The 26,848-nt window shown below is 64.0% G+C and carries 21 protein-coding genes; 9 read left to right on the top strand and 12 right to left on the bottom strand.

Translation table 11 applies throughout. The features are described 5' to 3' along the window. The first annotated feature begins 102 nt into the window (after positions 1-102). The gene (locus tag ACSFC5_RS22145; protein WP_440767380.1) at positions 103-291 is read left to right on the top strand and encodes a hypothetical protein; all 189 of its coding nucleotides are present in this window, start codon (positions 103-105) and stop codon (positions 289-291) included. A 21-nt stretch (positions 292-312) separates the two neighbouring features. On the opposite strand, the gene ACSFC5_RS22140 is transcribed toward ACSFC5_RS22145, so the two are convergent. Further along, positions 313-1,263 (bottom strand): transcription initiation factor IIB, encoded by a 951-nt coding sequence (locus ACSFC5_RS22140; protein WP_440767379.1) that lies wholly within the window; start codon positions 1,261-1,263, stop codon positions 313-315. Between the two features lie 804 nt (positions 1,264-2,067). Between ACSFC5_RS22140 and ACSFC5_RS22135 the strand changes: the two genes are divergently transcribed. Further along, on the top strand, positions 2,068-2,664 hold the full coding sequence (locus ACSFC5_RS22135; protein ID WP_440767378.1) for a DUF7344 domain-containing protein: 597 nt from the start codon (positions 2,068-2,070) through the stop codon (positions 2,662-2,664). A gap of 168 nt (positions 2,665-2,832) precedes the next feature. Here ACSFC5_RS22135 and ACSFC5_RS22130 read toward each other — a convergent pair whose 3' ends face one another. Both ACSFC5_RS22130 and ACSFC5_RS22125 read right to left on the bottom strand, forming a co-directional pair. Beyond that, on the bottom strand, positions 2,833-3,234 hold the full coding sequence (locus ACSFC5_RS22130) for a hypothetical protein (protein ID WP_440767377.1): 402 nt from the start codon (positions 3,232-3,234) through the stop codon (positions 2,833-2,835). A gap of 199 nt (positions 3,235-3,433) precedes the next feature. After that, on the bottom strand, positions 3,434-4,588 hold the full coding sequence (locus ACSFC5_RS22125; protein WP_440767376.1) for a glycosyltransferase family 4 protein: 1,155 nt from the start codon (positions 4,586-4,588) through the stop codon (positions 3,434-3,436). Positions 4,589-4,932: 344 nt separating this feature from the next. Between ACSFC5_RS22125 and ACSFC5_RS22120 the strand changes: the two genes are divergently transcribed. Further along, positions 4,933-6,444 carry a flippase gene (locus tag ACSFC5_RS22120; RefSeq protein ID WP_440767375.1) on the top strand — a complete coding sequence of 504 codons (1,512 nt, stop codon included), beginning with the start codon at positions 4,933-4,935 and terminating at the stop codon, positions 6,442-6,444. A gap of 45 nt (positions 6,445-6,489) precedes the next feature. Here ACSFC5_RS22120 and ACSFC5_RS22115 read toward each other — a convergent pair whose 3' ends face one another. From ACSFC5_RS22115 to ACSFC5_RS22105, 3 genes are all read right to left on the bottom strand, one after another. Further along, positions 6,490-8,538, bottom strand: a complete 2,049-nt coding sequence (locus ACSFC5_RS22115; RefSeq protein WP_440767374.1) for a hypothetical protein — start codon at positions 8,536-8,538, stop codon at positions 6,490-6,492. Between the two features lie 777 nt (positions 8,539-9,315). Next, positions 9,316-10,263 (bottom strand): hypothetical protein, encoded by a 948-nt coding sequence (locus ACSFC5_RS22110; protein ID WP_440767373.1) that lies wholly within the window; start codon positions 10,261-10,263, stop codon positions 9,316-9,318. 932 nt (positions 10,264-11,195) lie between these two features. Beyond that, positions 11,196-12,986 carry a hypothetical protein gene (locus ACSFC5_RS22105; protein WP_440767372.1) on the bottom strand — a complete coding sequence of 597 codons (1,791 nt, stop codon included), beginning with the start codon at positions 12,984-12,986 and terminating at the stop codon, positions 11,196-11,198. Positions 12,987-13,456: 470 nt separating this feature from the next. Between ACSFC5_RS22105 and ACSFC5_RS22100 the strand changes: the two genes are divergently transcribed. Further along, a complete protein-coding gene (locus tag ACSFC5_RS22100; RefSeq protein ID WP_440767371.1) occupies positions 13,457-14,761 on the top strand; it encodes a hypothetical protein in 1,305 nt (434 codons plus the stop codon). Positions 14,762-14,820: 59 nt separating this feature from the next. On the opposite strand, the gene ACSFC5_RS22095 is transcribed toward ACSFC5_RS22100, so the two are convergent. The 3 genes from ACSFC5_RS22095 to ACSFC5_RS22085 form a co-directional block, all read right to left on the bottom strand. After that, on the bottom strand, positions 14,821-15,150 hold the full coding sequence (locus ACSFC5_RS22095; protein ID WP_090311396.1) for a hypothetical protein: 330 nt from the start codon (positions 15,148-15,150) through the stop codon (positions 14,821-14,823). A 222-nt stretch (positions 15,151-15,372) separates the two neighbouring features. Continuing rightward, positions 15,373-16,578, bottom strand: coding sequence for a carboxylate--amine ligase (locus ACSFC5_RS22090; protein ID WP_440767370.1), 1,206 nt, complete (start codon positions 16,576-16,578; stop codon positions 15,373-15,375). A gap of 444 nt (positions 16,579-17,022) precedes the next feature. Beyond that, positions 17,023-18,615 carry an alkaline phosphatase family protein gene (locus ACSFC5_RS22085; RefSeq protein WP_440767369.1) on the bottom strand — a complete coding sequence of 531 codons (1,593 nt, stop codon included), beginning with the start codon at positions 18,613-18,615 and terminating at the stop codon, positions 17,023-17,025. Positions 18,616-18,903: 288 nt separating this feature from the next. Here ACSFC5_RS22085 and ACSFC5_RS22080 point away from each other — a divergent pair, with 288 nt between their 5' ends. The 4 genes from ACSFC5_RS22080 (at position 18,904) to ACSFC5_RS22065 (ending at position 23,020) form a co-directional block, all read left to right on the top strand. Continuing rightward, positions 18,904-19,854, top strand: coding sequence for a polysaccharide deacetylase family protein (locus ACSFC5_RS22080; protein WP_440767368.1), 951 nt, complete (start codon positions 18,904-18,906; stop codon positions 19,852-19,854). A gap of 156 nt (positions 19,855-20,010) precedes the next feature. Then, a complete protein-coding gene (locus tag ACSFC5_RS22075; RefSeq protein ID WP_440767367.1) occupies positions 20,011-21,114 on the top strand; it encodes a Gfo/Idh/MocA family protein in 1,104 nt (367 codons plus the stop codon). Then, on the top strand, positions 21,111-22,052 hold the full coding sequence (locus tag ACSFC5_RS22070; protein WP_440767366.1) for a DUF362 domain-containing protein: 942 nt from the start codon (positions 21,111-21,113) through the stop codon (positions 22,050-22,052). Before ACSFC5_RS22075 ends, ACSFC5_RS22070 begins: the two co-directional genes overlap by 4 nt. After that, on the top strand, positions 22,049-23,020 hold the full coding sequence (locus ACSFC5_RS22065; RefSeq protein WP_440767365.1) for an NAD-dependent epimerase/dehydratase family protein: 972 nt from the start codon (positions 22,049-22,051) through the stop codon (positions 23,018-23,020). Before ACSFC5_RS22070 ends, ACSFC5_RS22065 begins: the two co-directional genes overlap by 4 nt. Before the next feature lie 27 nt (positions 23,021-23,047). Here the strand turns inward: ACSFC5_RS22065 and ACSFC5_RS22060 are convergent, their stop codons facing one another. The 3 genes from ACSFC5_RS22060 to ACSFC5_RS22050 all read right to left on the bottom strand — a co-directional run bounded on the left by ACSFC5_RS22060 (position 23,048) and on the right by ACSFC5_RS22050 (position 25,124). Beyond that, positions 23,048-23,485 (bottom strand): toxin-antitoxin system TumE family protein, encoded by a 438-nt coding sequence (locus ACSFC5_RS22060; protein ID WP_440767364.1) that lies wholly within the window; start codon positions 23,483-23,485, stop codon positions 23,048-23,050. Then, entirely contained in the window at positions 23,478-24,071 is a 594-nt protein-coding gene (locus ACSFC5_RS22055; RefSeq protein WP_440767363.1) for a DUF7342 family protein, read from the bottom strand. Before ACSFC5_RS22055 ends, ACSFC5_RS22060 begins: the two co-directional genes overlap by 8 nt. Before the next feature lie 87 nt (positions 24,072-24,158). Continuing rightward, positions 24,159-25,124, bottom strand: a complete 966-nt coding sequence (locus tag ACSFC5_RS22050) for a glycosyltransferase (RefSeq protein ID WP_440767362.1) — start codon at positions 25,122-25,124, stop codon at positions 24,159-24,161. A gap of 479 nt (positions 25,125-25,603) precedes the next feature. On the opposite strand from ACSFC5_RS22050, the gene ACSFC5_RS22045 reads away from it, so the two are divergent. Beyond that, the gene (locus ACSFC5_RS22045) at positions 25,604-26,713 is read left to right on the top strand and encodes a DUF354 domain-containing protein (protein ID WP_440767361.1); all 1,110 of its coding nucleotides are present in this window, start codon (positions 25,604-25,606) and stop codon (positions 26,711-26,713) included. The last annotated feature ends 135 nt before the right edge of the window (positions 26,714-26,848 follow it).

Below are 26,848 nucleotides of genomic sequence, written 5' to 3'. Positions count from 1 at the left end.
GAGCCGTCGGATGCAGTTCTCGAGGCGACGGCGGCCCCCGCTTACTACTGTCTTGCTATCCCCTACCGCAGCTATTTCCGCCTGGCGAGCGTCCCGTCAGCTATGTATCGTGCAATCCTCCCCGAGGGGCAGATCGACTGCGATCGATACGAGCACTCCGAGAACGGCATCGAACTCTACGACGCGGACGACGAGTTCATCGCGTTCGTTCCGTACGCGAACTTACACGCGGTGGCGGATCAGGACCTCTACACGAGCGGACGCGGGGACGAAGAGCGGTCGATTATGTGAGCAGCTCTCGGCACCACGCAATCAGGCCGGCTGCTGATCGATCGCCTCGAGCTGTTCTCGGTACCGATTCCGAACCGTCACCACGGTCGTCTGTGCGGTGTCGGCGACGGCTCGCTGCGGGATCGTCTCGTCACAGAGCAGGCCGGCCGCGTAGATCGCCGCCGCGGCGAAGCCGGTCGGGGATTTCCCGGAGTGCAGTCCCTGTTCGGTCGTCGCGTCGATGATCTCGACGGCCTTCGTCTCGACGTTCTTCCCGACGTCGAGTTCGGAGCAAAAACGAGGAACGAACTGACGCGGGTTCGTGGGCTCGAGATTGATATCGAGCTCGTCAGCGATGTACCGATAGGTTCGACCAATCTCTCGTTGATCGACGCGTGAAACGGAGGTTACCTCCTCTAAGCTGCGCGGAATATCTTCCTTCCGACACGCCGTGTAGAGGGCGCTGGTCGCGACGCCTTCGATCGAACGGCCGCGGATGAGGTCCTGATCGAGCGCCTGTCGGTAGATGACGCTCGCGGTCTCCTTGACGGGTCGCGGAACGCCGAGCGCGCTGACCATGCGGTCGATCTCCGAGAGCGCGTACTTGAGGTTTCGTTCGCCGGCGTTTTTGGTCCTGATTCGCTCCTGCCAGACGCGGAGTCGGTGGAGCTGGCCGTGCTTGTCGGCCGACATCGAGTGACCGTTCGCGTCCTTGTTGCGCCAGTCGATCGTCGTCGTCAGCCCGCGGTCGTGCATCGACTGCGTCAGCGGCGCGCCGACGCGGGAGAGTTCGTCGTGCTCTTGGGCGTTGAACGCCCGCCACTCGGGACCGTAGTCGATCGGATCTTCGGTCAGGACGAGACCGCACTCTTCACAGACTCGTTCGCCGCGGTCCGGGTCGTGGATGATCGTATCGGTTTCGCAGTCAGGACACAGCCCGGGCTCCGTTTTCGTTGATTCTGTCTCCGTGTGATCGATAATGGACCGCGTCATCAGTAGTGGAAAGAGCCGTGCCGGCACTGTAAGGGGTTCACATGGTTTCGCGAGAAACGCTGACTTACCGCTTCGATCGCCGACTGACGACGAATATTCGCTCAGCCGTCTTTCTACGCGGGTTGTCGAGAGTTGCGAGCGACTATCACGCGGTGGGAGTCGCAGCGAGCGGAGCAGTATCGACGCGATATCGCCGTCCCCGATCGAGGCGGCCGGCGAATCGTGTCGAGTCGCGTCCCATGCTACGGGTGGCCGTCGGCCGGAACCGGTTTCGCCCTCCTGTGTTTAGTGTGGACACGAAACGTGAAATGCGGCAATTGTTCCGACGGAGGACCGGCGTAAATCACGCGTTCACTGCGTAAATTCGAGTTTCTCGTGCGAACTGTCGCTCGACTTTATGTCGCTACGAGCAAACGTTCCGAACCAGTGTCGTGTCGCATCTTTGCCCCTCGACCCGGAGACGCATTTCGTTGCCCCCGACTCTTTCGTACGTACGCGAAAGATACTCGACCACAATCGATCGATACCGTCCGCCCCGATCCGCTGCCCGGATCGACCGCCGAGGTATCGACTCGATGTGGTATCGGCAACGCCGGGAAGTGTATCCGTACCCGCTTTGCAGCCGGTGCGAAACGTGGCCGTCCTTAAGAGTGTCAGTATTGGTGTACAACTTGGTGTGTCAATCGTGATTGCGATTTGCCGATCAAACAGACAGCGGAACCCGTCGACCCGACAGTATGGTAGACGTTTCTCGCCCAACGGATGGGACTGGACCGGCCGTTCAGGGCCTGGAGGTCGAGAGTAATGTCGTCGATCGATACCTCGCTTCCGGACGAGATCGCGTCGGTCGCCGACTCAGACGAGGAGCAACGGCTCTCGAAAGACGTTATTTTCGAGCTCCTGAAAAACCGCCGCCGTCGAGAAGTCCTCGCGTACTTGCTCGAATCCGACGAAACGGTTACGCTCGGCGAACTCGCCGAGCAGATCGCTGCCTGGGAGAACGATACCGAGGTCAACGCACTCAGTTCGGACCAGCGTAAGCGAGTGTACGTCGCCCTTTACCAGACGCATCTGCCGAAGATGGACGATGCCGGCATCGTCGAGTACGATCAGGACCGCGGCCTGATCTCGCTCGCGGACAACGCCGACCTGTTGATGATGTATCTCGATACGGATACGCATCGACAGGATCGATGGGACCGATGGTACGCGACGCTCAGCGTCGTGGGAGCGGCGGTCGTCACCGGTGCGTTCCTCGGCGTCCCGCCGCTGTCGTCGATTCCGACGCTCGGACTCGCCGGCGTCGTCGTCGTCGCGTTCTTCCTCCTCTCGGTCGCACACGTCGCGACCAACCGACAGCTGGAGCGCAACGTCGATGGTAAACTCTCGCGAATCGAGTGACCGTACTGTCGGACTCGTGCCGACGTTTCCGGCGACACTGACCGCCCTGCTGGTGACAGCCGCGCCGACGGGTGGCAACGTTCGCACGGTGTGACTCTTCTCTCTCGCGCTCGCTGCGTTCCCGTACGTCTACTGCTCCACGCGCGTCTCCACCTACACGCGTCCTTTTCAACACGCCTCCTTCCACACGTCTGGTGGTTCGCCGCTCGTTCTTCGAGATCCGCTCGTCTGTGGTCCCGCGTCAGCCGACTCGAGGAACTCCCGAAGAATACGATCGCCGTCATCGGCGAGGGTGAACCGGCGGGGGACTACGTCGAGACGACCGTCTCCGAGAGCGCGCTCGAGGAATCGATCGAGCGCGGCGTCCGGCGTTTCCGGCTTTCCGGCGCAGTCGACGATAGCACGTCCGTCGACAGCTCGACGCACGTCTCCATCGACGAGGAACGCGCCGACCTCCCGCGACGCGTCCGTCGGCGAGGGCGACGCCATCGAGGGGGCGTCGAGCACGCCGTCCGAAGCCGCTAACTGCTCCGTCTTCGCCCCGCGATCGGCGTGCCCGTTCGGTCGCACGCGACTCGTCTCCCGATTCCTGTCACCGCTGTGGGTAGGAAGGACTTTTATTCACGGATCCCGAAGTACTGACTGGCTCCCGGCGACCGTCATCCAGTACCGGAGCAGTTCGCGTGCCAGCATCTGTTTCCGATTCAGGCGCGGGAGCCACCTTTCGAACTCACACCGCGAGCCGTGGCTCCGGTTCGATTGTCTCGTTCTACACCTTCGGAACGGGCTCCGGTTCGGGTCGGTCGGCGGGAGCGTCGATGTCGAGCGCTTCGTAACAGAACCGCTCGAGGTTTCGCGCCTGCTCGTCCCAGCTGAACCGCCGTACGTCCTCGCGAGCGCGCGCGCCGAGTCGCTCCCGAAGCCGCGGCGAGTCGAGCAGCATCGTCAGTTTGTCGGCCAGATCCCGCGGGTCCCCGACCCGGGCGAGGAGCCCGTTCTCGCCGTTGGCGAGGTAGGTTTCGATGCCCTCGAGATCCGTCGTGACGACCGGGAGCTCACACGCCATCGCCTCGACGTTCGCCATGCCGAAGCTCTCGTCGTGACTCGGCAGGCAGAACACGTCGGCGCCGGCGTGATAGGACGGCAGCTCCGCGTTGGGAACCTCCCCATGGATAACGACGGCATCCGAGATCCCGAGGGAGCGGGCTCGGCGTCGCACCCACTGATCGTCGCCCCTGCCGACGACGTGGAGTTCCTGGCGCCCCTCGAGATGCGACACCGCCTCGAGTAGGTCGCCGATGCCCTTGGCTTCGATGAGCCGACCGACGAAGAGGATGATCGGGTCGTCGCCGTCGATCGCCGGATCGACGCCCGGTCGGAACTGATCCGGATCGATGCCCGGATAGATCACCTCCCCGATATCGCAGTCGAACGTCTCCGACACCTTCCGGGCTGTATCGTCGGAGTTCGCCAGAATCAGCTCCGTCCGGGAGAGCGCGTCGCGCAGTTTGATTCCGAGACCCACGTCGGAGAACTGGTGGAAGGTGTAGATAGTCGGCACGTCGGTCAGGTTCGAGAGGAGGAGATCGTCGAGGAACTGGGCGGTAACGAGCACGTCGAGGTGGTCGTCCATGTGGTCGATCACGTCGTTTCGAGCGGCCCAGTACGTCATGAGGAGTTTCGAGTGGTCCTGATCGGTGAGCGGACTCAGCGCATCGATCGAGTGGAGCCAGTGGTCGTCGAACGACGGCGTTTCGACGACGGTGACGTCCGATTCGGTCAGCACGGACGACAGCTCCCCTCGCTGCGTGTAGAGGTAGACGTCGTTCGATCCGCTGAGTGCGGCGGCCAGCTGCTGGGTGTAGACGGCGATTCCGCCGGCGTGGCGGGTCCCAGCAGCGTCGTGATAGAACCCGATTTGCATACCCAGTGAGATGTTCTCGTACTGCTTTGTTATCTTCAGCGTACTATCCGTCCGTCTCATATGTTGGTCGAAACCGCAAGACAGTAGCCCTGATGCCGACTGAGAGCGGTATCGGTTCTCGGCCCATCTCGGTCGCTTCACGCCCGGCAGTCGGCCAACGGTATGACTGCTAAAACAGCGGGTATGTGGAGGATTACAATGATTCCGGTTGGGGAGCCACAGGTCAGTGATAGCGAACCCGTCTCTCCACTCCCGATGGTCGAATCGCCCGTCGAAGTCCGCCGGTGCAGTCGACCGTTCGTGGCTCCGACGCTCGATTAGTGGAGGCGTCGCGTGCCGTTCCGGTGGCTCGCGTCGAAACGACGCCGACGACCAGCGACTACTCGAGCGTGGCGCTCACTGACCGTATCGTCGACGGGTTCAAGGCGACGCTCGGCGCCCGCCTCGTGAACAACCTCGCGAACGGGCTGTTGATGCTCGTGCTCGCGCGATTCCTGTTGACGAACGACGAGTACGGGCTGTTGTTCACCATCATCTCCGTCATCGCCGTCGCCCAGCTCGGTGCCGACCTCGGGATCGGCCGCTCGGCCGCCCGCTACGTGTCGGACAAGAAAGAAACCGAGCCCTCGACGATCCCCTATCTCCTCCGGTCCTCGCTCGGCTACCGGCTGGTGTTGCTCGCGATCGTTTCCGGTGCCCTGGTGATCGCCCGCGAACCGCTCGCCGCCGCCCTCGATATTCCGGCGCTCTCGACGCTGATGGTGGTCGCCGTAGGATACCTGATCTTCCAGTCGTTGTTCTCCTACCACGTGACCCTTTTTCAGGGGTTCAATCGAGTCGATCTGAGCGCGATCATCGAAGTCGTCAACAACGTTTCGCGCCTGGTGTTCGTCGTCATCCTGACGGCCCTCGGTCTGGGCGTCGCCGGAGCGCTCTTCGGGTACGTAGTCGGCGTCTTCCTTGGAACGGTCGTCGGTCTGGTCTTCCTCTACCGCCGATTCTACACGCAGTACGCCGACGGCGGGGGGAGCAAGTCGCTCCGGAACCGGATGTTGAAGTACAGCGTGCCGCTGACGGCGACCCACGGCGCCGGCGTGCTCGACAGGCAGATCGATACGGTCCTGGTCGCGTTCTTCATCAACCCCGTCGCGGTCAGCTACTACGTGCTGAGCAAGCAGATCGCGGAGTTCGTACTCGTTCCGGCCGGCTCGCTCGGGTTTTCGGTCTCGCCGACGTACGGCGAGGAGAAGGCCAACGATTCGCTCGAGCACGCGGCGGACATCTACGAGACGACGCTCGAGTACATGTTCTTACTCTACGTGCCGGCCGCAGTGGGGTTGATGCTCGTGGCGGAGCCCGCCGTCACGCTCGTCTTCGGCGCCGAGTACGCCGGCGCGGCACCGGTGTTGCAGGTGCTCGGCGTCTACGTCGTCTTCCAGGCGATTACCGGCGTGACGACGCAGGGGCTCGACTTTCTGGGCCGGGCGAAAACGCGGGCGTACGCGAAGGGATCGACGGCCGTCGCGAACGTCGGCCTCAATATCGTCATGATCCCGATCTACGGGGTCACCGGCGCTGCCGTCGCGACGGTGATCACGTTCGGCGTCTACACGCTGGTGAACGTCTCCGTCATGCACAGCGAACTCTCGCTCGACTTCGTTCGGATCGCTCGTTCGCTCGCCGTGACGACGGCTATCGCCGGCGGGATGGGTCTCGCGGTATTGCTGTTGCTGCCGTACGCGTCGAATCTGCCGGCTCTGTTCGGCGTGATCGGTGCCGGGGTCGCTATCTGGGGCGTGTTGATCACGGCCAGCGGCGTGATCGACCCGCGCGAGACGATCGCCCAACTGACCTGAGCGCCGGTGACGATCGTCGGTACCGGTCGCGAGCGCCGGCCGCGATTACTGATCGCGGACGTTGTACTGCACGTCGACCGCGGCGTCGCCGCGGAGGGTGAAGTCCTCGATGTCGCCGTCGAACCAGTAGGCGTCGAGGTGGTTGCCGACGATGCCGCGGACGGCTCGGCCCTCGATCACGTCCTCAGCATCGATCGTCGCGTCCTGATAGGTCGACTTGAAGACCGCGCCGCTCGCCTCGAACGCGTACGCGCTCGGCTCCTCGTCTCGGGTCCCGTCGATGACCAGCGCGTGAGGGAGCAGTTCGTGGTCGCCGAAATCGTCCGGATCGATCGTCTCGCCGTCGAGGCTGACCGCGGCCTCGCCGTCGATGATGGAAACGTCCGTCAGCGCACCCGAGAACTGAAACGTCAGGCTGTCGTCGGTGACCGAACTCTGGACGGTCGAGCCCGAGATCGTCGTCGCCTCGTCTTCGGGCTCGTCCTCGGAGTCGAGTTTGATCGTCCCGTCGACCGTAATCTCGAAGCTCGTCGGCTCGCCCTGGCCGTCGACCTCGAGGGCGTGCGGGAGGTCCTCGCCGTAATCGGCCGGATCGATCTCCTCGCCGTCGAGTAACACCGTTGCCGGACCGTCGACGGTGAGCTGGTCGAGGTCGCCGCTGAAGCGGAAGGCATCACGCCAGTCGGCGACGACGCCGTGGGCCAGGGACCCTTCGATCTCGGTCGCGTCGTCGATCGTCGCCCCCTCGTAGTTTGAGGGTTCGACGTCGCCGTCGATTCCGAACTCGTATCGGGTCACGTCCGAACTGTCGCCGTCGAAGAGGAGCGTGTGCTCGAGGATGTCGTCGAACTCGTCGGGGTCGACTTCGGTACCGTTGACGCGGACCGTCGCGTCGCCGGCGAGGCTGAGGCGTTCGATCTCTCCCTCGAAGCGCCACGCGTCGAGGTAGTCGACGACGGTGCCCTTCGCGCGGGTTCCGTCGACGGTGGCTGCGCTGTCGATCGACGCGCCGTCGTCGTCGCTCGGCTCGACCTCGTCGCTGACGACGAACTCGTAGCTCGTCGAATCGTCGGTCCCGTCGCCGTCGAAGACGACGACGTTGGGGAGTTGTTCGTCGGTGTCCGCGTCGGCGCTGCTCTCGCTCGCTGATCCTCCGGACGCGGCCGCCTCCGCGGAGGTCGGCACGCCGTCGGGGATCGAGAGGTCGGGATTACTTCCGGCTCTCGACGTGTTGACGCGCCCGTGCGTGCCGCCCGAGACCGCACCCCCGTCGAGGGAGATCGACGCTCCCCGGTGCGTGAGTACGGCCGCGCCGTACTGGCCGGCGTCGAAGTGACAGTCCTCGACCGTGCAGCCGCCGGGTTGCCAGACCCACAGCGGGCGGCCGGAGCTCTCGCTGTAGTTGCCCCAGCTGCCGTAGTCGGTCGAGTAGTCCGTGTTGTCGTTGTACGCGACGCAGTCGCGAAGCGTGTCGTTGCGGTTGGCGGCGCGAAACGTCGTGACGCCGTTGTTCTTGCCGAAACACCGCTCCCACGTGATCGAGCCGCCTTTGGCGCTGTTCGAACAGTACCAGCCGTTGTTGGGGTAGCCCTGCACGTTACACTCGCGGAAGATCACGTCGGCGCCGGCGGTAGCGTGATAGAAAATCGCGCCGGGACCGTGGACGAAGCTCGCTCCCGACTTGTTCGCGCCGTCGCCGATGTAGATGTTCTCGAACTCGACGGTTCCTCGAGGAGCGGTGATCGAGAAGATGAAGCCGTCTCCCTGGTAGAGACCGCTGATCCCGATGTTTCGGATGGTTGCCGCGCCGTCGACGACGAACGTGATACCGTTTCCGTTCGAGACGTCGACGAGCTTGTTCTCGAAGGTCTCGTCACCGATCCTGATAACCTGTCCGCGCGCCTCGATGACGTCGTAGTCGCCCTCGTCGGCGCTCGCACCGGTACTAAATACCGCCGCGGCAGCGGTGGTCGCTCCGGCCAACTTCATGTAGGATCGCCGGCCGAGTAATTCACTGCTCTCGTCATTACTGGTCGACGACAGTTCGTCGCCGACGCATCGATCGTCATCCGGTACCGAAGATTCGCGTGCCATGCAATCGAGTAATCTAATACTACCACCATAAACTTTCTCCTCTACTTTACTTAAAATTTACAGACTATATCTCAAATCGGAATTTTTATTCACGAAATCATCGACAAATCATCTCGGAATTTTATATATCGTCGTAACTGGAGGGCGTCCCGAGTAATCGTAACTTACCGTTGATACGGCTACGAGATCGCCTCTGCCCCAATAGTAATACGCTATTACTTCGATTTCCGGTCCGTTCAGGGGGGTAGAAACTGACTGAACGGTTCGATACGGCGGGACACCGGACTGACAGCGGCCAGAGACTTATCCGCTAGAGAGACGGTTAAGACGGAGCGCACTATCGGTGTAGCGGGAGAACGCGGCTGTCACGTTCGGTGGGTATACTGGTGGAGTTGGAGTCGAAGTGGCAGGGAACGTAGAATGAAACGTTACCGAAACGAACAAAAAGAAGCTGGCAGCGAAGCGCGGCGGTGAGTTTGTCAGCGAAGATGGCGGATATCGTCAACAGGGTGCGAACTGAGCTCCCAGCGAGCACTGGATCGGCGTCGACGGTCAGGCGGAAGGAAGTTGTCCGCGGGGGTGAGGGAGTGAGGTGGTAGTGAGGGTGAGAGAGTGAGTCGTCAGCGTGGATGGGGGCTCAGTCGTCAGCGAAGATGGAGGGTGAGTCGTCAGCGGGGAGGGGCCGAGTCGTCGGAGGGGGTGGAGGGGTGAGTCGTCAGCGAGGAACGGAGGGGGAGCGGTCGATTCTGGCGTCAGCGGGGTATCGACTATCTGCCGTCAGTCGCCACCGGAAGCGGCTTCTTCGGCGCTGGTCGGCGTGCCGCTCGGAATGAACGCTTCGGGATCGGTTCCCGAATCGCCCTCGAGCTGGACCGACGAGCCGGCGTGTTCGGTGATACCGGCCTGATCGTCGTAGTCGGTGTCGCGGACGACGACTTCGGTTCCCTGTCCGTTGGCGCCGGCGTCGATCGCGGTGTGGTTGCCGTTCATCTCGATCTGGCAGTCCTCGATTTCGATCGTCCCGGGGGCCCAGGCCCAGATCCCTCGGCCCGCGTAGCCTTCTTCGTCGACCAAGATGCCGGAGTTCGTCACCTTGCTCCCCTCCGTCGCGAGACGGAAGTGGGAGACGTGACAGTTGGCCGCGAAACAGCTGTCGATGTGGATCGTTCCGCCGCCGTTGTTTCCGGGCGCGGAGCCGTAGACCGCGTTGTCCGCGAAGCCCTGGATGTTGACGTTCTTCATGTCGATGTGACCCGCATGGTCGGGATTGATCCAGAACGCGGTCTGTCCGTGACCGGTCGAACTGCCGTTGCGTTCGTCGGAGCCGTCACCGAGGTAGACGTTCTCGACCGTACTCGAGCCGCCGGCGTCGGAGATACCGAACGTCGCGGAGCCGGCTCCGGAGGTGTTCTTGCCCTCGAACCCGATGTTGCGGATGGTCCAGTCGCTCCCGACGGCCGTGATCGTCACGTCCTGCCCGGTGGTCATGTCGAAGAGTTTGTTCTCCCAGGTCTCACCGTCCGCGATGGTGATCTCCTGGTTTGCGGCTTCGATGACTTCGTAGTCTTCCTCGTCCTGTGCGGCGGCCGTGCCGGTCGTACCGAGGCCGGTTGCGGCGGTCACGATCGCTGCGAGCGAACGCACGTATGTGCGGCGGTGTAAGCCACTGTTACGGTCTGCAGTCGGCGTAGTGTCCGTCTCGGACGAGCGGGGGTTCTGCGCCATACACTTTCGTAACCTGGGCTTACACTCATAAACTTTTCCTTGAGGATATTGCCTAACTTTACAGAATGTGTTTCTATCATTAGAAAACAGAGAACAAAATGCGGGGATTCGATTAAGAAATTGTGAATGTATCTCGAGAAATACGGCGTCCGAGAGTCACTGTTTTCAGCAGAAATCGGATATTACTCCCTCGAGGGGCCGTATACGACCTGTTTTACGAAACGACGATGGCTAGCGGTAGATCGTTCTGACCGTTCAGCGTCGGCTCGAAACGTCGTGAACAATCGGCGATTTCTGCTCGGGACGGTCGGTCGTTCGGCTCTCCATTCTATCGTGCCCATTGATACCGTCCGACGCTGTGGCCGACGGTCGCGTCCGACGGTACGTCCGCTTCCACGTGAGTCAGTTCTGCCTGTCCCCGGCAGCAACCTCGCGCTCTGTCCAACTGCTCGCCGCTCGTCGGAGTCGGCCTGTAGCACGCGCCGTCGATTGCCGGTGTCCGTCGGCGGTGAGCGGGAATATCGCTCTCGAGACGAGCGACCCTCGCGTAGCCGACCCGTCCTCACGGGTACCACTCGCAACTCGAGCGAGAGACGCCGATAGCTCGGCTGTGCGATGCCGTCTACCGGGGCGGACCGTGTTCCGTCGGACTATGACTGCTGACTCGAGACTGCGCCGACGCTCCGCGTCGGTGATTGGTGCCAGCACCCGTTCGCGTGTCCGGACGGTCGCACCCGTCGGTGTCGGTATCCGTGAACCGTGTCTCGCGAAACGCGGGCTCGTCGTACGTTCGACGGGACCGCAGGCGTAATCCGTGACGACCGGCGGACGGACGTCGATCGGTGACGGTCGAATCGTGTCACGTCTCGAGGGTGGCGAGGACGTCAAACCGCTACACGCGCGCAAACAAAATATAAATCGTATAAATCGAGTCAGTCGTCGCCGTCGACGTTGTACATCCGGAACTCGTCGTTCGAGATCACCTTGTTCGTACCCGAGTCCTTCTCGAGGGCCTCGAGTGCGGCTTCGCTGTGGTGGAGCTCCTGGTAGACCTCGATCTCGCGGGTGGTGTCGAACTCCGTCACGATGAAGTTGTAGCCCACACCTCCGTACGCGCCGCTGAAGTTGCCCTCCTCGAATTCATCGGACTCGACGGTGCCGCTAGCGGTCGTCGCGGCGCTGAGGCTCTCTTGTCCCTCAACGCCGTTGATACCGTGATCGTATCGGAACGGGTCGTAGCCGAGCCCGACGAGCGGAACGTCCTCGTCTCCGTACTCCATACTGGTCTCGTAGCCGCTGAACTGCTGGTCGGTGACGTGCTGACCGGGGTTGTAGATGATCGGCGAGGCGAACACCGTCATCAGCCCGAGCACGAGACAGGCACCGAGAAGGAGCGCTGCGACGGCCGTCCCACCCGGGACCGTGATCACGCCCGAGAGCGCACCGATAGCGCGCGCGATCGCGATTCCCGACAGGATCGTCAGGATGATCGCGATGAATCCGATCTGGCGGAACGCCATCGTCGGCGTGCCGACGAAGTAGACGAAGAACATTCCCGTCAGCGGAATCAGCGCGATCGCGAAGTAGTTGACGAACGACTTCGTTTCGGGGTCGAGTCTGGTCCGGCCGAGCCATACCAGCAGGATGAACAGCCCCACGGCGAGCGAGATCAGTGCGAGGTCGAGGAACATCGTCACGAACAGTTCGCCGAGGCTCCCGCCGACTTCGCCGAGCGAGGCTCCGGCCTGGTCGACTTCGGCACTCCCGCCCACGTCTTCCGCGAAGACGCCGCTGACGAGTCCTTCGACGGCCCCTCTGAACCGCGCGTTACTCGCCGCCCAGACGGTGAAGATGACGCCGAGAACGGCGGTGTGGGCGTACGTCGTCGGATGATCGAGCATCGGATGGTCGTCGTACCGTCGCCGGGCGAGATACTGAACGCCGGTGACCGCGGCGATGAGGACGACGACGTTGATCATCTGCTGGGGGTGCATGAACAGCAGCCCGATACCGGTGACGTAAATGAGGAGGCTGAACGGCGAGAGCCCGAACGGCAGCCGTTCGATCGTTGCACGTCGACGGAGGTACGCGAGGAACGCAAAGATGACGACGGGCACCAGAAACAGCGCGTTCGAGTTCGTGTGGATACCCATGTGCGTCGCGATGTTGTTGATCGGGAGCACCATCCAGGAGACGATCGCGGCGACGCCGACCGCCATCCCGCTGCCGCCCATCTCCCGGACGACGAGCGGTACGAACAGCACGAAGGGGAGGAAAGCGACCGCGACGACGAACAGCATTCCGCGCTCGATCGGAACGCCGCCGACGAAGTGAAAGACCGTCGAAATCGCGTGGAATCCGGGGTAGAACAGCTCGTGTGGGGCCAGCGAGCCGTCGATGATGTCCCGGGTCCAACCGAGGTGGGTGAGCGCGTCGCCCTTTCCGGAGAACCGGTAGTTCCTGATCACCGGAAGGCTCACGATCGCCGTGACCGCCGTTCCACCGAGTGCGATTCCGTAGCCCTGTTCGCGACCTCGGCAGGTGAGCGCCGTGCTGGCGGCGATCGCGAGCGCGAACGCGAACGCGATCCACGAAATCGTCGGCGTGGCAGTGTAGATCGACGCTTCGTAGCTGCTCGCGGGATTGGCTCTCGCGACGAGGATCGCGACCGCAATCGCGAGGAAGCCCACGGCGAACGTGACGTTGAGTGTCGACCGTTTCATGCTTTCTCAGAAGGGGCGCTGTCCGGTCCAATAGCGATACGCATGTGTTGGACGGATGGTCATCGATAACGACGTTTGTTATACGGCTCCTATCGGCTCTGCGCACGGAGAAGGCGTCGGTTGCTCGGCCGTTGCGATGTTGTCACAGCCGATCGACGGCTATCGCACGCCGATCCGGGCGGTTCAGTTCCCCCTCCCGCCCACCTCGCAACCGCTCACGCCTCGCCGTCGCCCTTTCTACTGCGCGATTCGTCGCACCGATCGCTCTCCGGTCGGTTCCGACTCCCTCCGTCGGAACCGCTCTCGCTCGGAAGTATGCGCTCGTTACCGATTCCGAACCCGTCGCTATGGGTTGCATTCTCGAATTCAGAACGATCAACGGTTCTGATGCTTTTTGTACTCGTTCGTAATCCGTCGATTCGACAGCGGACAGTGCGCCACCGACACTGTGACGCGATTTGGACCCAACTATGTCATCAATCGTCATCGACCACGTCAACGCCGACGGTACGACTCTCGAGTGTGATGTCCGGACGTCTCCGAACCTCGAGCGGTTCTTCTCCGGTGAATCGTTTCGAACAGAGTACGACGTCTCGATCGAAGACGTTCCCGACGCGGTTCTCGCGATTCCCGTCCTCGCGCAGGTCTGTCCCGTCGCGTGGGCGAACGGCGCCGACGTCTACGTCGACGAGGTCGACGCGACGTTCGCCGCGGCGTTGGACGACGTTCAGGCGTCGCTGTGCTCGATGCACGACTTCCTCGAGGGCGGCACGCTCTACGCGAAAGAAACCGTCGACGTCCACCGGGAGGCGGGTGGCGAGAGCGGCCTGCTCTTTACCGGCGGCGTCGACTCGACCTGCTCGTACGTTCGCCACCGCGAGGAGGAGCCGACGCTGATCAGCATCCGCGGCTGGACGATTACGCCCGACGCCGGCGACGACGATAAGTGGGACCACCTTCGGTCTCGAGTCTCGTCGTTCGCCGACGGCCACGGTCTCGAGACCGCGTTCGTCGAGTCGAACATGCTCTCGTTTCTCGCACATCCGATGCTGCTGGCTCACTACAAGCGCCACGTCGACGGCGCCTGGTACAGCTCCGTCGGCCACGGCCTCGGGCTGCTCGGCCTCTGTGCGCCGATGGCCTACGCGCGCGGCATGGACGACCTCTACGTCGCCGCGACCCACTGGGAGGGGATCGACCTCGAGTGGGGTTCGCGACCCGATATCGACGACCACGTCCGCTGGGCCGGCACGCAGTGTCACCACGACTCCTACGATTTGACCCGCCAGGAGCGACTCGACGCAATCGCCGACTACATCGAGGCGGAAGAGCCGGACCTACAACTGCAGACCTGTAACGCCCGAATGGACGGCAACTGCGGCGAGTGCGAGAAGTGTTACCGGACTGCCGTCGGCCTACGTCTCTCGGGACTCGAGCCGACGGACCACGGCTATCAGTTCGAACACGAGGACTACCGGGAGATCCGGACCGCACTCGAGGAGGGCCAGTGGGTCCTCGGACAGGACGAACGCTACATGTGGGAGGACATTCGAGATCGTACGCGCGAGACGGAACCGTCGTCGCCCGACGAGGCGGCCTTTTTCGCGTGGCTCGACGACGCCGACCTCGACGGACTCGTCTCCGAATCGAGGGCGCCGCTGTCCCACCGAATCCTTCACGCGGGCGCGAGAAACACGCCGGCCCGCGTCTACAACACCGTCTACCCGGCCTGGCGAAGCGCGAAGTCCGGACTGCAGCGCGTGCGGAGTCGCTGACGCGCCGCTCCCGTTCGATCGCCGCTCGTGAAAAAACAGCCCCTACCTGGACAGCGCGTCTACCGTTCGGGAACGCCGTAGTCGACGTGCACGTTAGGAACGCTCGCGGATTCCGGCGCGGGGACGCCGTTCCAGTCGACGAGGTGGACGTTCGTTACCTGGCCGTCGAATCGGAACCGCTGGACGCCGACGTCGATCGACCCTTCCGCGACGCTGCCCGAAACGATGGTCGCTTCCTCGACGGGATCGTCAGTGTCCATCTCGATCTCACCGTCGACGGTGATCTCGAAACTCGAAGGAACGCCGCGTCCAACGATCGTTACGAGGTTCGGGAGTGGTTCAGCGTCGGTCGTGGCAGCTTCGTTCTGTACCGGAGTGTCACGTGCCATACTGTGGTAACCCGAGTATCCCGGTATAAGCTTTCCTGTCGAATTAATGGTAGCTATTTTGGAAATACACTCGGTTGGATACTGACACTACGGTGAACCGCCGTCTCGTTGCTGACGAGAACTGGACAGCCACGGCCGGTATTGGCTCTGTCGGAAGGCCGCTGACGCCGCCGGATCGGTCTGATCGATCATCGCTACTACTGGACACCGAAACCGATCGCGCTATCGCCGGATCGCCGAGAGCGTGTTCACGAAATCCCGAACGAACGGCTGTGGGTCGTCGCGAGAGAGGTAGTCGAACCGCGGCTGCTCGAGGAGCGAGCGACCGATATCGATGACGGCGTCAGTCAGTCCCGGCTTCTCGACGAGATCGATCTCGTCGGTAAGGACGGAGCGGAGATATAACAGTTCGCCGCGGAGGAGGTGGCCGCCGATCCCCGGCTGATAGCTGTGATCGATCAGGTCTCGCATCCCGTTCGCCAGCAGCCAGTAGTAGTACGGAAAGTCCGCGCCGGCCTGTACCGAAAACGGCAGCGACGACCAGAACCGCGGGTTGACCTCCATGAGTTTGAACTCGCCGGTTTCGTCGTCGCGCAGGAACTCGACCATCGCGAGCCCGTGCCACTCGAGTTCGTCGAGCAGCGCCAGTCCGGCCTCCGCCAGCGCCGGAATGCCGACCGATTCCCGAAACGCGCTGGGGCCGCCGGCGTAGCTGTAGCCCCGCCGCTGTCGGTGTTGAAACGTCGCGACCGGCTCGCCCTCGTCGTAGAGGGCGAAGAAGCCGTACTCCTCGGTCGTCGAGACGTACTCCTGAACCAGCGGGACGTGTTCCATCTCGGTCCGCGCGTCCTCGGTACTTCTGGCGTGGCTCGACTCGAGATACTGGGTCGACGGCGGGGCGACGCACCGTTCGGGCGCGTACTCCTCGAGGTACTCGTCGCCCAGAATCGTATACCGCGGTTTGACGATCCATTTCCGTTCCCTGTCGGGGGTCGTCGTGAAGAGGGTTGTCTCCGGCGCGGCGACCCCTGCCGCGTCGGCGGCCTCGAACAACTGCATTCGATCCTGCGCGCGCGACAGCGTCTCGAACGTCGGCCAGGGGGTACTCACGAACTCCGCGAACTCGTCTCTGTACTTCGACAGTACGTAGATATCCGGCTCTCGGACGGGAATAATCGTCTCGACGTCCGGCCGCCTCGCGAGCGAGCACAGCACGTCCTTGTACGCCACGAGGTCCTCGTGTGGCGATGGCGCGCGGATCGCCTCGTCGCAGTACTTCGACGCGAACGCCGGCGTCGTGTCGTCGCTCGAGACGACGATCGTCCGGATGCCGCGGCGACCGAGCGACCGGACGCACGCGACGGTACTCGGCGCGGTGACTCCCGGAACGACTACTGACTGCGTCCCGTCCCAGGGGGCAGTGTCCATACGTCCAGTTCTCGTACGGAATAGAAATGTTATGTCGTGTCTACACCGAGACCCGAGAGCGTCCACTCGTCCGGCGTCGTTTCCTCGAATTCGGTGTCCCGTTCTAAGTCGCGATCGAGTAGCGTCAGCGCAGTCGGCTGGTCCGGCGTCGGGAGCGGAAACCGCGTGTCGGTACCGAATCGGTGTTGGCAGCGTCTCCCCGAACGCAGTGGTGTCGCTTCGGTTCGGGCAATCAGTCAGTGCTGCCGCTAGTACCTGATTGATCGCGTCCCGCGCTGCCGTAATCTCTCGTGGATGGCTCTGCGGCTGAACGCGCAGTTTCGGCTGAGAGATGAGCCGACACAGTATCGACTCCGGACGGCTGTCACCTCGTTTCGTATTCGTCACCGCGCCGATCGAAACCGCGATTCGAGGACTAGTCGGGGCAGATTGCGCGTCGTTCAGTCACTCCATGTAGCCGAGGCCCTTTAGCCGATCCTCGACCTCTCCGAAGTCGTCGTCGACCTCCTCGTCGGTGCCGCCCTGTGAAACGCCCGTCCGTTCGACCTTCGTCGAGGCGGGGGTCGTCTCCTCGTCGAACGCGTCGAAGAGGACGCGACCGTCGGCGTTCTTCGGGACCGGTTTGCCGATGCCGTGGAGCAGCGTCGGCGCGATGTCGACGACGCGCGCGCCGCGAAGCTCCGCCCCGGCGTCGATCGAGGGGCCGCGACAGAGGACGATTCCCTCCTTGCGGTGGCTCGCGTCGTAGTTACCGGTGTCACCGGTCGGCTCGTCGGTGAGCGCGTTTCGCGCCTCGTAGACGCCCCGTCCGTTGACGATCAGGTCGGGCGAGTCGTCGTCGGTCGGGAACAGTTCGTCGCCGTCGAACACCTTGAGCATCGGCTCACCGTCGTCGTCGGTCACCGACTCGAAGAGGTCGGTGAGCTCGTCTTTGACGGCCGGCACCTGGCTCGGATCGACGACCCCGCTGTTGAAGCGTTCGGTGTCGTTGACGTACAGGCAGCCGGCACCGTGGACGAACGCGACGGTCTTCTCGTAGTCGACGTCGTAGAGGGCGTGATCGCCCGGTATCTGTTCGGCGACGGTGTCGACGATCGACCGGGGTAGCGTCGAGACGATCTTCTCCTCGGAGATGCCGACCCGCTCGAGCGCGTCCGTGATCCGGTCCCGGGAGATGCCGAGACTCGAGAGCGCGCCGCGAGTCCCTTCGTCTTCCTGCCTGAAGAGGTAGCCGTCCTGTTCGAGGATGTGGTTGACGTAAACCAGCTCCTCGATCGGACCGAAGCCGTGGTCGGAGACGGTGTAGAGGTCGGCGTCGTGCTCGTCCGTGTAGTCCATCACCTCGCCGAGGATGTCGTCGAGTTTCTTGTAGTGTTCCAGCAGCCGGTCCATATCCCATATGAGGTGCTGGAATCGGTCGGGCGCGGTGAAGACGAAGAAGAACAGCCCCCAGTCGTCGCCGGCTTTCTCCATCTGGAGCTGCATCAGTTCGCGCCGGTTTTCGAGCATGTCGTCGACCGCAACCTCGAACTCGTCGAGTCGGTCCGCGTAGTCGGGGTAGTCGAGACTGATCTCGTAGTCGGGAATGCGCGACTCGATTTCGTCTTTGAGTTCCGGCGGGTGGGTGTACTCCTTCTCGGTCGACGGGGTCATCATGCCGGTGACCATCGTCCCGTCGATCTCTCGAGCCGGGTACGTCATCGGGACGTTGCCGACGTGGGCTGGCGAAAGCTGCTCCCAGAGCGTCGGTTGTTTCATATCGTAACTGGTGTACATCTCGTGCGTGTAGTTAGACGAGAGGTTCTGGAAGCCGTAGAGACCGTGCTTGTCGGGCCAGACGCCCGTCGCGATGGTCGGCCACGCGAGCGGCGTCGTCGCCGGCTGGGTGCTCTCGAGGGTGCCGGAGGCGCCCTCTTCGCGCATTCGAGCGAAGTTCGGGAGCTCGCCCTCGTCGCTCCATTGTTCGATGAGTCTCCACGGTACGCCGTCGAATCCGAGCACGAATGCGCGCTCGGCTGTCTGGGAAGACCTGCTCATGTTTGGATATCTGAGACGTTGGGGGACGTCTGCTGTGCTGGAAGTTACTGGTTGTCGGCTTTGTTATGGGGAGATTTCATTCACCGTCCGGACGATGGCAGGCGAATTTGCTCGATTTGTTGTCGATCGTCGGTGTCCGTCGTCTATCCGTCTTCCACGCCTATACTCGGTCGCTACCCGTGGGGACGACTCTCACCACCCTAAACAGGCAAACCATAACAAAACTATCCGTTGGGTAGCTGTGATGTATGAGACGAATTCATCGACTGTACGCTGGTGGTGGCCGTCGTGGGTAGCGTCGTCATCTCCCTCGACGCCGAACTCGGCTGGGGCTTTCACGATCTCGAGGACCCCCCGGAGCAACGGGTCGAATCGGGCCGCCGCGGCTGGTCCGTCATGCTCGAACTGCTCGAGGAGTTCGACGTCCCCGCGACGTGGGCCGTCGTCGGCCATCTGATGCTCGAGGACTGTGACGGCCGCCACGCCGACCACCCGGCCCCGCCGGGCTGGTTCGATCGCGAACGCGGCTCGTGGCGCGACCGCGAGGATCTTCGGTTCGCTCCGGATCTCGTCACCGACATCCTCGAGGCCGACGCCGACCACGAGTTCGCGAGCCACTCCTTCTCCCACGTCCTCTTCGGCGGGGCGGAGACGGATCGCGAACTGGCCGACGCCGAACTCGAGCGGGCGACCGAGATCGCCGACATCTGGGACCAGTCGATCGACTCGTTCGTCTACCCGCGCAACGACGTGGGCCACCGGGACGTCCTCGCGGATCACGGCCTCTCGGCCTACCGCGGCAAATCTCCGACCAGAGACGGCGTTCGCGGCGTCGTCGACACGACGCTCCGGGATCAGTCGATGATCGTCGAGCCCGAAGTCGACGAGTACGGGCTTGTCAACGTCCCGGCCTCGATGTTCCTCTTCGGGTTCGAGGGGCCGGCACGGACCGTCGCCGAGTCGGTCTGGACCGATCCCATGCTCGAACTCGCTCGTCGCGGCATCGACGACGCGGTCGAGGCCGACGGCGTCTTCCACATGTGGCTGCACCCGAACAATCTGACGAGCGAACGGGACGACCGTCGAATGCGGGCGATCCTCGCGTACCTCGAGCGGCGGCGCGGGGAGACGGATCTCACGGTCGAAACGATGGGGGACGTCGCTCGACAGCTGCAGGGGTTTGAGGGAGCCGGCGTCACGGAACGAGTTAACGGACAGGTGCCGGCGAGCGGTAACTGACGGCTATTGTGCCGCCGGTGGCGGTTGTCTCGCCAGAACCGCCCGCTATCCCGACAAATCGAGCGCACACCGGCGGAACGAATGGGGGTGCTACCGTCCGCTTCTCGCGGGTATGGCGACGATAACAAAGCCCGCTGCTGGTCCGTTTTCGACCGAATGGCTCCACCCTTTCTCGACCGGTGGTCCGACTCGAGCGCGCTGCAACTCGGCGTCCTCGGTGTCGGAAACATCGGCATGGTACATCTGAAGTCCGCGCTCGCGATGCCCGGCGTCGACGTCGTCGCGGCCGCCGACGCGATGCCGGCGAACCGCGACAAGGCCGCTGGCGCCGGCGCGACTCGAACGTACGACGATTACACCACGCTGCTCGAGCAGGAAAACCTCGACGCTGCGGTGGTCGCGTTGCCGCCGTTCCTCCACGCCGACGCGGTCGAGTGCGCTGCCGAGGCCGGAGTCGACGTCTTCGTCGAGAAACCGATCGCGCGAACGGCCGCGGAGGCCGAGGCGATGCTCGAGACCGCCCGCGAGGCGAACATCGCGCTCGGCGTCGACCACACGCTCCGCTACCAGCCGGACATGGAGGGGGTCAAGGAGGCGTACGACGAGGGGAGCGTCGGGCACGTTCCCTACGCCTCGATCACGCGGCTCAACGATCACCCGCTCGGAAAGCCGCCCGCCGACGAGGCCCCGCCGGCCTGGCCGATGGATCCCGACGCCGCCGGCGGCGGCTCGCTCATCGAACTCGGCGTCCACTGTTTCGACCTCCTCGAGTGGCTGTTCGGCGAGCTTGAGGTCCAGGACGCGACGATGGGCAAAACGCTCAACATTCCGGCCGAGGACGCGGCGACGGTGTTACTTCGCGCGCCGGAGACGGAGACGACGATCAACCTCCACTGCGGGACCTATCAGTGGGAACAGCTGCCGGAGGTTAACACCCGACTCCGACTCGAGGGCGTCACGGGAACGATCAGTAACAAAGCGCACATGCCCGGGAACTTCTACGTGGGCGCGGCCAAATCCGCGCTCTCGAACGTCACGAGCCGATTCACCGGCGGCGAGCCGGACGTCTTCGGACCGACGTTCTACCTGCAGGCTCACTACGACGCGCTGGAAGACTTCTGTGAGGCGATCCGCAACGACGAGGCGCCGCCGGTCGGCGGCGAACTCGGCCTGCGAACGCTCGAGTTGGCCGAAACGGCGTACGAACTCGCGGCCGAGGGCGACGGTGCGGAGCTCGAGCCGCCGGAGGTGATGACGTGAGCGTTCACGTGGCCGGCGTCGACGCCGCAGACCGACGCGGCGGGTGGATCGCCGACGTCGACGCGCGACTCGCGTCGTTCGAGTCGCCAACTCGGTCCGTCCTCGAGCCCTACGTCAGCTCGCTCACCGCGACGGATCGAATCACGGTCGTTCCCGACGCCCACTACCCGTTCCACCCCTCCACGGGGATGGTCACCGATCCCGCCGTCGTCGGCTCGATCGCCGACCACCTCGCGGGCTGGACCGAGGCCGACGTCGCCGTCGCCGGGGCGAGCGACGACCGCATCGCATTCGACCGGACCGCCGAGTACTTGAGCTATCCCGACATCGTCGAGCGCTTCGGCGCCGAGGTCGTCGACCTCGCGGACGAGTCGCGGCGCAACAGCGTCGTTACCGTCGACAACGAGCAAGTATCGGTGTCGGTGCCGGAACGACTCCTCGAGAGCACCGTCGTGGTCGTCCCGACGCTGCGGCCGACCGAAGCCGGCCCGGTCGCCGGCGGGATGCGCGCGCTCGGCCGACTCGTCTCGAGCGCGGCCGACGCGGAGTCGACCGCCGTCGCGGCGACGCGAACGGTCGAACCCGCCCTCTCGGTGCTGGACGCGACGACCGCGTACGCCGGCGACCCGATCGCGGCGGACACCCTGTTCGCCGGTCCGACCCAACGGATCGACGCGATCGCCTCGTCGCTGCTCGAGCGATCGATCGAGGAGGATCCGGTGCTCCGCGCGGCGTTCGGCGTGGAAGAGCCGTCGATCACGGTCGAAAACGCAGGCGGCTCCGGTCCCGACGTCGATCTCACGACGCTCAGACGCCGACTCCCGAACGGGGAGCTCCCGCCGCGGGACGAGACCCACCCCGCCGTGACGCTCGCCTACCGACTCTACGCGCGGGTAGCTGGTGACGCCGTCCCGCCACAGCTCGAGAGTGGACGATGACCGGCCAGCGAATTGCGGCCGTCACCGGCGCGACGGGCTTTCTTGGCTCGGCGCTCTGTGAACGCCTGCTCGAGGAGGGCTGGGAGGTGCGCGGGCTCAGCCGCCCTACCTCGGATCGGCCGGATCTCGAGGGGATCGACTGGTACGTTGGCGATCTCTTCGACGACGAGACGCTGCGCGAACTGGTCGACGGTGCGGACACCGTCTTCCACCTCGCCGGCATCGGCCTCTGGAGCGCGGGGCCCGAGACCGTCCACCGGGTCAACGCCGACGGGACCGAGCGCGTCCTCGAGGCCTGCCGAGCCGGCGACGTCGGCCGACTCGTCTTCACCAGCACGTCCGGCACGCGCCGACCGTCGGGCGACGACGAATTCGCCGACGAGACGGACGTCGCGGAGCCGATCGGCGCCTACCAGGAATCGAAGGCGGAAGCCGAGCGACTGGTCGACGACTACGCGCAGGCCGGCGGCGACGCCGTCACCGTCCACCCGACCTCGATCTTCGGGCCCGGCGACGAGGAGTTCACCGCCCAGTTGCTGGCGATGGGACTCGAGCCGACGATGCCGGCGTACCTGCCCGGCGGCCTGAGCATCGTCGGCGTCTCGGACGTCGTCGACGGCCTGCTGTTGGCCGACGAGCGCGGGACCAGTGGCGAACACTACATCCTCGGTGGCGAGAACCTGACCTTCGACCAGGCAGTCTCGCGGATCGCACACGCCACCGACGGCTCGCCGGCCCGGATTCCGGTTCCGGCGATGGCGATTCACGCGGCCGGTCCGGTCGCCGAAGCCGCCAGCGCCGTCGCCGACGTGCGCGTGTTCCCCTTCGACCGACAGATGGCCAAACTCGCGACCAAGCGGATGTTCTACACCTCGAGGAAGGCGGAGCGCGAACTCGGCTACGAGTACCAGCCGATCGAGGCTCACCTACCGGAGACGATGTCGTGGTATCGAGAGGACGTGCAGTAGCGTCGACCGTCGTTCTGAACTGTTTTTTCACGGTGGATTTTCGACCGCGTTCAGCATCGACGGGTCGTCGGCCTCTAGGGCGTTCCACCAGCACGCCAGTACGGCGAGCGTGACCAGTTCGGGCTCCTCGTGCGCGATGCACGACTCGCGATGAGCGGACGGGTTCTCGGGCGGGTGGAAGTGTTTTTCCGGATACCGCGACTTCGGACGGATCTCCCAGCGGAATCGGAACTCGAGGTCGCGCTCGCTGTAGTGGTACTCGTAGCCGTGGTTGGTCCACCACTGAACGTCGAACCGGCTGCTGTCCGTGTCGAATCCGGTGCCGATCGAGAGGCGCAACTCGACTGGGTCGATCGCGTTCGGCACGTACTCCGTGGCCGTCACCAGTCCGTCCAGCCGATCGCGGAAGACGCGTTCGACGGTTTGCAACGCATCCCAGTCGATCGGACCGCGTTCCTCAGGCATTCTTTTCGACGGTGCTGTCCTCGCCGGTACTCATCGCATCGACGAGTCGCGTCTCCTTGAACGAGAGCGCCGTCTTCGCGAACGCGAGGTTTCGACGCGTCGTCTTCCACCGCGAGCGGTCGTCCCATCCCGCGTCGTCGTTCGGCTCCAAACCGTCGACGAGCTCTTCCGGACTCGTCGCTCCGTACTCGTCTTCGAACTCGCGAACCCGCGTTTTCATCTCTCGGATCGCACGCTCGAGTTCCGTCCGCGAGTGCTCGTCGGCAAGCTGCTGGACGCGCTCGAGCCGTCGCCGATCGGGATCGCGTCGGAACTGCGTGGCGTTACCGGTCTCGTTCGTCGACGCGCGTCCGGACTCGGCCAGGGCGAGGAGATGTTTTCGAGCGGTCGGCTCCGAGACGCGAGCTCGATTCGCAATCTCGCTCGCACTCTGCCACTCGGTCGTCCGCCCGAGCACCGCGTCGACGCGTTCGACCGCCGTCGTCGTGGCTTTCCACTCCCGTTCGGCGGCCTCGTTTACGTCCCCCTTGGCGTCAGTCTCCGGAAACGGATCGACGTCGGACACCTGCGGGTCGCTCCGGCCCATACGAACCCCGACGCGCTGTGAAAAAAATAGGTTTTGGGGCGGAAAATATACTTTGCCACTTACGCGGCATCCGTCACCCTCGAGCGATCACTCGATCCGCGGCGCATCCCGCACCCGCTGGACCGGTTTGCCGGCGACTCGCTCGTAAACCTCGAGCAGCTGGTCCGTCGTTCGTTCGATACTCACCTCTTTTACGGCCTCCCGGCCGTTCGAACGTTCCCCGCGCTCGAGGACGTCCATCAGCCCCGTGATCAGTTCCTCGTCGCTGGTGGCGACCCACGAGGGCTCGACGCGGGCCAGTCGCTCGCGGACGTCGCCGGCGTCGACGGAGACGACGGGCAGGTTGCAGGCCATCGCCTCCTTGACCGAGTTGGGGGAGCCCTCGCTGTGGGAGGTCAACAGGAGGGCGTCCGCGGCGTTCATGTAGTCCGGGACGGCGTCGTGGTCGACGCCGTGGACGGTCCGGAGTTCGACCGGCCGGTCGAGCAAGTTGTCGGCCGCGGTGACGATCCGGCGCGCCCGCGGGTAGTTCTTCACCTCGCGCTCGGGAGGATAGGGAAACAGCACCTGGTAAGCGTCGCCGGCGTCGTCCCAGCCGACCCTCTCGCGTGCGCGTTCCTGTGGCTCCGGTTGGAACCGCTCGAGGTCGACTCCGTCGGGAATCACTCGGGCGTCTCGCCCGAGTTCCTCGCGCATCCCCTCGGACATCACGATGACTTCCTCACAGAGCGGCGCACAGAGGCTGCTGACCGGCTTGACCGGTCCGTGTACGTCCGATCCCCACAGCGACAGCACTACCGGCGTTCCGAGCTGGGCGAGCGCCATCGGGGCCATCAGCCCGTAGTGGGCGTGGATCAGATCGTAGCCGCCGCTCGACTCGCTGATGACCTTCGGAACGGTCCGGAGGTAGTCTGTCGGTCCGCGCGCGGTCGTCGCGTCCACCTCGCCCGATACTGCTAGTGTCGTAAAGGAGACGCCGCGTCGCTCGAGTTCGGCCATCTGCTGGTTCATGAACGGTGCGTCCGCGCTGTTCGTGAGGGTGAGGACGTGCATTCCGACTTGCTGTCAGCTACCAGCGACCGGCGTTTTGTTATAGAGCGAACAGTCCGCGCCCGCCGAGACGCAATCACCGACTATCTTCGTTTCAGTTGCTGAGAACGGTGCCATCGGACGGCGACGCTCGAGTTTATCTTCACGTACTCTTATATGTCCGTGGGCGTCCCGAACCGATCCGTTCGTTCGTTTCTATCGAACCGTACGCTGGTTACGTACCCGCTTGACGCCCGCTGTATCGCTGCTGTCGCATCGCTGAATCGTCTCGCCGACGCGCGACTCGCTCGTCCTGGCATCGGTATCCGGTGGCTGAACCTCGTCGTCCTGTCGTCCGTCGGGGGTAGCGGATTTCTGATTTGCGTTTCCGAGTCGTTTCTCTCCCGTCGCGACCGCCGTCTACCGTCGCTGAATTTCCGCACAGCCGATCATATCGGGTAGCTGTACGATTACAAAGGTTCAGCCTCGGATACAGTCTGTCGATGCGGATCCTCGTCTTCGCCAATACGCCTGCACACGTCCACCTGTATCGACATACCGTCGACCGTCTCGAGGACGCGGGACACGACGTCCGCGTCCTGACGCGGGAGTACGCCTGTACCACGGACCTACTCGAGTTCTTCGGCATGCCGTATCGGGTCTACGGCGGCCATGGGACCGACCGCTACTCGAAGCTCCGGTTCGCCCGCGAACTCGTCGGGCAGGTGGCGACGATCGGTCGCGAGGCCCGGCGGTTCGATCCGGACGTGATCTTCGGCCGCGGACCGTACGCGGCTTACGCAGGGATGCTTACGCGCACGCCGGTCGTCCTCGTCCTTGACGACGAACCGGGCGACTTCAACTACGCCGTCTCGCGGCCGTTCGCCGACTGCATCCTCTCGCCGGCGGTCACCCGTCGGGATCTCGGCGACGCCCACTACACCTTCGAGGGGTTCAAGGAGTGCGCCTATCTCCACCCCGACGTCTTCGAGCGCGACGAGGGCGTCCGCGAGTACCTCGGCGTCGACCCGGACGAACCGTACGTGCTCGTCCGGTTCAACGCGCTCGACGCGCTCCACGACGCCACCCTCGAGGGATTCAGACCCGAACAGCGCCGCGATCTGATCGAACGACTGAGCGAGCACGCGACCGTCTTCGTCTCGGACGAGGGAGACGATATGGACCTCGCGGACCTGCCCGCTCGGTCGTACGATCTCCACCCCGCGCTGATTCACGACGCGATGGCCGAGGCGTCGCTGCTCGTCGCGGATACGGGGACGATGGCCACCGAGGCGGCGCTGCTGGGGACGCCCGCGTTCCGATATCGCGGCACCGACGACCACGAGTACGGCGAGTTCCAGGAACTCGAGCGCGCCGGGCTCGCAGAGCAGTTCGACGAGTACGAGGCGGTTCGCGACCGCTCGCTCGAGGTTCTCACGGACGACGACGCCGCGGCCCGCTGGCAGCGTCGGCGCGAGGAGTACGTCGCGGACCTGGTGAACCTCTCGGATCTGCTGGTCGAAGTCGCCGAGTCCCGCGGCGCCGTCGATCGGCTCAGTTCGTCGACTCGAGGCTCCTTACAGGCGAAAGGACGCGAGCAGCCCCAGCTCTAACGGGTGGCTGTCGCTGACTGTGTTGAACTGCTTTCCGCCGAGTCAGGAAAAACGGACAGCGCCTTTCGAAACCGTCCGATGACGCGGGAGTGGGAGACTAACGGTATTTGTGGGACTATTTTTAATTGTTCCCGC

The organism is Natronorubrum marinum (assembly GCF_052040125.1).
In the GTDB taxonomy this organism is placed as follows: domain Archaea; phylum Halobacteriota; class Halobacteria; order Halobacteriales; family Natrialbaceae; genus Natronorubrum.
This window is presented reverse-complemented; position numbering and strand designations above follow the sequence as displayed.